This window comes from Mycetocola saprophilus (assembly GCF_000718085.1).
GTDB lineage: Bacteria > Actinomycetota > Actinomycetes > Actinomycetales > Microbacteriaceae > Mycetocola > Mycetocola saprophilus.
Window position 1 is genome coordinate 1 of sequence record NZ_JOEC01000009.1, and the last position, 5,796, is coordinate 5,796.

At 64.7% G+C, this 5,796-nt stretch carries 14 protein-coding genes; all 14 read left to right on the top strand.

What is annotated here, in order from left to right:
• Window positions 1–385: hypothetical protein (locus IE92_RS18600; RefSeq protein ID WP_043322429.1), on the top strand; the 385-nt coding region annotated here is incomplete at its 5' end.
• A complete protein-coding gene (locus IE92_RS0116115) occupies window positions 382–663 on the top strand; it encodes a hypothetical protein (protein ID WP_030149525.1) in 282 nt (93 codons plus the stop codon). The genes IE92_RS18600 and IE92_RS0116115, both read left to right, overlap by 4 nt.
• Before the next feature lie 280 nt (window positions 664–943).
• Window positions 944–1,330 (top strand): hypothetical protein, encoded by a 387-nt coding sequence (locus tag IE92_RS0116125; RefSeq protein WP_030149527.1) that lies wholly within the window; start codon window positions 944–946, stop codon window positions 1,328–1,330.
• Window positions 1,330–1,857, top strand: coding sequence for a single-stranded DNA-binding protein (locus IE92_RS0116130; RefSeq protein ID WP_030149528.1), 528 nt, complete (start codon window positions 1,330–1,332; stop codon window positions 1,855–1,857). Before IE92_RS0116125 ends, IE92_RS0116130 begins: the two co-directional genes overlap by 1 nt.
• A 224-nt stretch (window positions 1,858–2,081) precedes the next feature.
• On the top strand, window positions 2,082–2,495 hold the full coding sequence (locus IE92_RS17595) for a hypothetical protein (protein WP_030149529.1): 414 nt from the start codon (window positions 2,082–2,084) through the stop codon (window positions 2,493–2,495).
• A complete protein-coding gene (locus IE92_RS0116140; RefSeq protein WP_030149530.1) occupies window positions 2,492–2,836 on the top strand; it encodes a hypothetical protein in 345 nt (114 codons plus the stop codon). The genes IE92_RS17595 and IE92_RS0116140 overlap by 4 nt, the downstream gene beginning before the upstream one ends.
• On the top strand, window positions 2,833–3,063 hold the full coding sequence (locus IE92_RS0116145; protein ID WP_030149531.1) for a hypothetical protein: 231 nt from the start codon (window positions 2,833–2,835) through the stop codon (window positions 3,061–3,063). Before IE92_RS0116140 ends, IE92_RS0116145 begins: the two co-directional genes overlap by 4 nt.
• The gene (locus IE92_RS0116150) at window positions 3,060–3,335 is read left to right on the top strand and encodes a hypothetical protein (protein ID WP_030149532.1); all 276 of its coding nucleotides are present in this window, start codon (window positions 3,060–3,062) and stop codon (window positions 3,333–3,335) included. The genes IE92_RS0116145 and IE92_RS0116150 overlap by 4 nt, the downstream gene beginning before the upstream one ends.
• A complete protein-coding gene (locus IE92_RS0116155) occupies window positions 3,332–3,664 on the top strand; it encodes a hypothetical protein (RefSeq protein ID WP_030149533.1) in 333 nt (110 codons plus the stop codon). The genes IE92_RS0116150 and IE92_RS0116155 overlap by 4 nt, the downstream gene beginning before the upstream one ends.
• Window positions 3,661–3,900 carry a hypothetical protein gene (locus IE92_RS0116160; protein WP_211250807.1) on the top strand — a complete coding sequence of 80 codons (240 nt, stop codon included), beginning with the start codon at window positions 3,661–3,663 and terminating at the stop codon, window positions 3,898–3,900. The genes IE92_RS0116155 and IE92_RS0116160 overlap by 4 nt, the downstream gene beginning before the upstream one ends.
• On the top strand, window positions 3,900–4,268 hold the full coding sequence (locus IE92_RS0116165; protein WP_030149535.1) for a hypothetical protein: 369 nt from the start codon (window positions 3,900–3,902) through the stop codon (window positions 4,266–4,268). Before IE92_RS0116160 ends, IE92_RS0116165 begins: the two co-directional genes overlap by 1 nt.
• Before the next feature lie 442 nt (window positions 4,269–4,710).
• Window positions 4,711–5,094, top strand: a complete 384-nt coding sequence (locus IE92_RS0116170; protein WP_030149536.1) for a hypothetical protein — start codon at window positions 4,711–4,713, stop codon at window positions 5,092–5,094.
• Between the two features lie 191 nt (window positions 5,095–5,285).
• The gene (locus IE92_RS0116175) at window positions 5,286–5,627 is read left to right on the top strand and encodes a hypothetical protein (protein WP_156027649.1); all 342 of its coding nucleotides are present in this window, start codon (window positions 5,286–5,288) and stop codon (window positions 5,625–5,627) included.
• Window positions 5,620–5,742: a hypothetical protein gene (locus tag IE92_RS19080; protein ID WP_281173603.1), complete on the top strand. Its 123-nt coding sequence runs from the start codon at window positions 5,620–5,622 to the stop codon at window positions 5,740–5,742. The genes IE92_RS0116175 and IE92_RS19080 overlap by 8 nt, the downstream gene beginning before the upstream one ends.
• Window positions 5,743–5,796: the final 54 nt, after the last annotated feature.

Below are 5,796 nucleotides of genomic sequence, written 5' to 3' on the forward strand. Positions count from 1 at the left end.
CCCCGATTTCATCGACGCAACCCGAGCCGCGTTCGAACTCATCGGGAAGCCGTGGGTGATCGAGAACGTGCCCGGCGCACCTCTGCACGATCCGGTCGAACTGTGCGGGGCCATGTTCGAGCTCGGCACCTATCGGCACAGGCTGTTCGAATCGAATATCGACCTGTCCGCGCCCGAGCATCCCGAGCATGTGGCGAAGGTCACCAAGATGGGCAGGCCTCCTGTCGCAGGCGAGTTCATGCACGTCGTGGGGAACTTCTCTGGCGTCGCCGAGGCCCGCGCCGCGATGGGCATCGACTGGATGACTCGTGACGGGCTGCGGGAAGCGATCCCTCCGGCGTACTCCGAATGGGTCGGACGCCACCTGATCGAGGCGATCGCATGAGCGTCATGAAGGTTCTCGTGAACATCCGCGATACCGGTGAGGTATCCATCCAGCAGGTCGTGCCGCTCAAAAACGGTGCCCATGCTCTGCACGAACGATCCCGATGGGTGCCCGTTGGCCGGGTCCGGCAAACCCGTACCGGGTGGGCCTGGTCACTCGGGGAAGCCCGCGGCACCGCGAAGACCCAGGACGGCGCTATCGGGGAAATGCTCGCCAGCGTCGAAATGGTCCAGGTCGCATTGGACGACACCATCCCCGACCTGCTGGCGGGGCTGTGATGGACCGCCTACTGAGCTCGGATCGAGACTTCACCCGGTTCCTCGCCACCCGTGACCCCATCAAGGTCGCATCCGAACGGCCGCTGCCGCCAGCAGAAGACCCGGACCGGAGACTTACCCCGGCCGAGGCGGTGGCGTTATGGCCGTCGCCGCAAGTGGCGAGGCGTATCGAAGCGCAGATTGCCGCGTACGCCGCCCGCAAATCCCAGACCGTCCCGAAATCCTCGGGCGGTCTTTTTCATACCCAAAACGCCCCAACCGGGGCAGACAGGAGCCTGTAATGGCGTTCACCAACCTCACCGCGTACAACCTCGCGCACAAGATCGTGGCCACCGCGGTCGAAGAAATCGATGACACCGACATTCGCGGAGAAATCCTCGACTGGGGACTCGGCCCGCACCCGGAAAACATCGCCGCGGTCCGCGAGCTCGTGAAGTCCTCGACCATCACCGTCCCCAAACCGGCCCCAGAACTCACCCCGGACAAGCTGCAAGAGATCGCCACCAGCGTCATCAGCCTGGTCGTCAGCGAGACCATCGAAGCCGACGTCCTGGAGGTGGTTTCCGGGTATCGCCGGGGCGAGTCGGACCCGCTGGTTGAGGCCGCTGTACTCGCCCTGGTGCGTGCCGCGCAGATCACCGTGACCTTCCCGGAGGTGAGCAAGTAATGGCCGGGGAGACGGTTCTGCACATCATCGGCAACCTGACCAGCGACATCGAACTGAGGTACTCGCAGGCGGGCCTCGCGGTGGCGAACTTCACCATCGCGTCCACACCCCGGGTGCGCGACCGGCAGACGAACCAGATGAAGGACGGGGAGCCGCTGTTCATGCGCTGCTCGCTGTGGCGTGAGCAGGCCGAGCAAGCGGCCGCGTCGCTCACCAAGGGTGCGCGCGTCATCGCGGTCGGGAGACTGACGCAGCGCAGCTATGAGACGAAGGAAGGCGAAAAGCGCACCGCCGTCGAGCTGCAGGTGGACGATATTGGTCCGTCGCTGCGGTGGGCGACCGCTCAGGTATCCCGGGTGGGCGCTCAGGGTGGCCAGGGGCGGCCTAATGGTGCTTCTGCGGGTGCTGGTAGCCCCCAGGGCGGGAACGGGCCGCAGACGGACGCGTGGGGCGCTGCAGCACCGACGTTCAACGGGGCCGACGCCTGGAACCAGCCCGGCACCTTCGGGGACGACACCCCGTTCTGATGACCCCCGACGAAACCCCCAGGTGTGGGCACTGCAGCAACAACCCATACGGCCCCAGCACGGCGCACTGCACAAGATGCGGACGCAACGCACCCCCGACGCCGGGTGAAGTCCTGGCGCTTTTCATCGCCCGATACGACATCTGGGCCTATTAGCGACGGTGTCCCTGCTGCCTGGTTGGCGCGGTGGGCCGTCATGAAACAAGAAACCGAAGGAGACACATTATGAGCACCGAAACCAAACACCTCTGGGAACACAATCACAGCTACTACTGCACCGAAGGATGCTATTTCGTGGGAGGCCGGGAGTACCACCTGGTGCACGCGAAACACGAATCTTGGGCCGATTTCATGGACGACTGGGGCGACTCGGACCCGGACTACAACCTGCTGTTCCGGTGGGACTGGGTGCGCGAAGACCCCGCCGACTATGCGTACGAGATCGCAGAAGACCCGAGCTTCGAGATCCCCGGCGACACGTTGAAGCTGTTCTTCTTCTTGCAGCGCAAGGCCAAGCCGTTCAGCCACCACATCGCGGTAAAGCCGGAAGACGAACCGGCCGTGCGCGAATGGCTCACGGCCAAGGCCGAGCACATGCGCGGGATCTGGGCACCTCTCCTGGACGGGGCCGCGGCATGACCGCGCTTGATGTGGCGTCGGTGACGCTGGCGCCGGTGTGGTTCACCCCGGCTGCCCCGTTGATTATTCGTGGTCGTGTGCCGGGTGCTGTGGTGGCGTCTCGGGTGCAGGTGGGCCGGGTGAAGGTCACGGCGCGGTGGGAACCGCCGACGAAACACCGCGCCGGCGGGTGGGTCACGGACGTGTGGTTGGGCCGGGCGACGGAGGATCCGGCGCGACCGTACGACACCATCCATCACGACAGCCGCGATGCCGACACTGCGGCCAGACTCGCCGCGTTGATTGCTGAGCACACCCCGGCCGGGCGTCCGGTCATCACCCTGGAAGGGGGCGAATCGTGAGCGCACCCGAAGCCGAGTCGCTGCGCCCGGGCCTGTACCGGAACGCGAACGGCGTTGAGCTCACCGTCATCGGCGAAGTTGTCACTGTCGGCGAGTACGAGGCCTTCGGGACCTTGTACGAGGGCACACATAAGGCCCTGGCTTTCACCACAGAAATCTTGATCACGCCCGCGTTTATCACCCAGTGCGGGTTTCAGTTTGTAGAGCCTGAGGAGGCATCAGCATGACCGAGAAGATCGACCACAAGCGCCACGCTCTGGCAATGTTGGCAGTTCAGGACGGGGTGCGCGGCCCGGAAATCACCGGCGACACGCTGATTCTGGCGGCGGCCGCAGAGGCGCAGGTCCACGCGACTCTGTACCTGGCTGAGCAGCAGGCGGCCGCGGTGGAACAGGCCCGTATCGCGAACATCATCTCTTTGCTACTCGCCAACCGTGCGCCTTCGAACGCGGTGGTCGAGGAGTGGACCCGAGACATCGAGAAGGGGCTGGGACTGTGACCGGTCACGAGATCCCGGAAGATGTGATCGAGAAGGCCGCACGCGAGTGGTATGAGAGCGGTCCGCGTTCCGCGGGGGCCTGGGCGGACGTTCCTGACTGGCTGGCGGACGCATTCCGCTCTCGGGTTTTGCTGCCGATGCGGATCGCGTGGGCTGCTGCTCGGGAGCAGGCGTTAGCCGAGGCCGAGGAAGCAATTCTGGCACCGGGGCACGCCACTCCGACCCCGGGATCGGGGCTGGGGCATTCGAAGTCGGATGCGTTCGCGAAGGGTGTGCGGCAGGCTCACACCGCGGTTGCCGCTCTCCGCCGCAAGGAAGGGGGCGAGTGATGGAGTTCTGGTCTTATCTGCTCACCGCGGTGGGCATCCTCGGGCTGTGGCTCGCTGGCGGGAAAAACCGTGCCGGGTGGGCTGTAGGCCTGGCCGCGCAGGTGTTGTGGGTGGCGTTCGCGTTGACCACTCACCAGTACGGGTTCCTGCTGTCAGCGGTCGCGTACGGCACCGTGTACATACGCAATTTCCGGGCGTGGAAAAAGCCCGCGACCGAACGAGAAGGGGCCGAGTGATGGTGCACACGATCACGCTTACGAAGCTGCCGGATGAAACCTCGGACGATTTCGAGTACGAGATCGGCGGCGAGCATGACCAATCATGCGCAGTCAGTAAGCGGTGCCCGCGGGCACGATGCCAGGCGATGAACCCGGACAACGACCCTGGCCCCGAGCGTCGCCGTCATGGGGTCGATCACTGGCATTTGGACGGGGAATGGTTCATCGAAGACCCGACGGGATGCGGACTTGATCACGTGTTCGAATCCACCTCCGAAGCGGAGTACTTCGACGGCCGCGAGCTGGGCGTCTACGAGCCGTCACTGACCTGGGATGACGAGTGGTACATCGAGGAGCTATGGCCGGTCGAGGACGGGGGTGAGTGATGCCGGAGACTGAACGGTCGCGCCTTGCCGAGGCTCAGGCCGCGCTTGATGCCTGGGATGCAGCACACCAGATCGCGCCGGTAGATCCCGGGATGCAGTCGATGCGATTCCACCGATCGGAACGGCAGCATGCGAAATCGGTGAAAGCGCACCTGAGCACTATTCGGCGCGAGACCGCGGAGCGTGACCGGCTCGTATCAGCCGTGAGCAAAGCAAGGGCCGCTGAGCGCCTAGGTTCGCTTCCCAATGATCCGGTTCCCGTAAGTGAGCTAGCTGGGGCGTCGTGGGTGCTTGAGCGCACCCAGCATGGGGCCCGTTGGCATCGAGTCAAGCGGGTCAACGCGAAAACCGTCACGTGCCATGCCCCCGAGCCCGGTTTTGATGAGCCGCGGGTGCCGCATGAGCGCATCGTGGCAACTAGACGAGAAGGAGACACAACACCATGAGCACGAATTGGAAGCCGTTCATCGTGAACACCGAGGGCCCCGACGACATCGCGGAGTTCGACACGATGCGCGAAGCCGTCGAGTATGCAAACGCGCTCAACGCTGAGATGGTCGAAACGATCAGCCGAGGCAGCGAGCATGCGCCGCATTTGTGGGCGGTACCGTGGCGGACCACCACGTATCTCGGACGGTTCAAGAAACCCCGCTCGCCGCGAGGCGATTTGGATGCGGGCGACATGCGGTCGCTTGCTCGGTTCGGGGCGGTCGCGGTTGCGAAGGCACAGGGCGAGGAGCTGGATGCCGAGGAGTTCCTGGCGATCTATGACTCATGGTTCGCCACGGTGCAGAGCGACGCGGCCGAGGGGGTTCCCAGTGAGTAGCGCGCAGACGGTGCGGCCGGGTCAGGTTTGGCGTGACCGGGATAAGCGAAGCGGTGGCCGCACGGTCGAGATCGTGACCGTGGGAGACACGCATGCAGAAGTGATGACAGATCTCGGGCGAAAGGGGCGGATCCGGCTTGATCGTTTCCGCCCCACGGCCACGGGGTACGAGTTAGTGAAGGAGGCACCTGGTGAGTGACGAGACACGGCCGGTGACCGTCGGCGAGCTGGTTGACGCGCTGTCCAGCTACCCGCGTGACGCCCTGGTTTTCACCGGGGAAGCGGGCACCGGGTGCGGGACGGTCATTGTTGAGGACGACGGCTGGCGCACGGTGTGGGATGGGGTGACCGTGGCCGTGGCCGGGAACTGGCACGACCCCGAGTCGATCCGGTTCGATCTGGAACGACCTCTGCACCGCGGCCAGATTCGCCAGTGCGAACTCTGGGACGAGTGCACGCTGCCTCGCCACCACCGCGGCGACTGCCGTGATGCCGACGGGAAAACCGGTTTTGAGGAGGAATCTGATGAGTAGCACCTTGAAGCGTCAGGGGTGGCGCGTGATCGGCGTTGAACGGGCCGATTGGAACGACTACTGGACTGGTGTGAAAAAGCCGGGCCCCGAACCGAAGGAGGCACCTGGTGCCTGATGTTGAAAATTCGGCCGGGATGCCATTCGACGGTGCTCCGCCTTGCAGTGAATC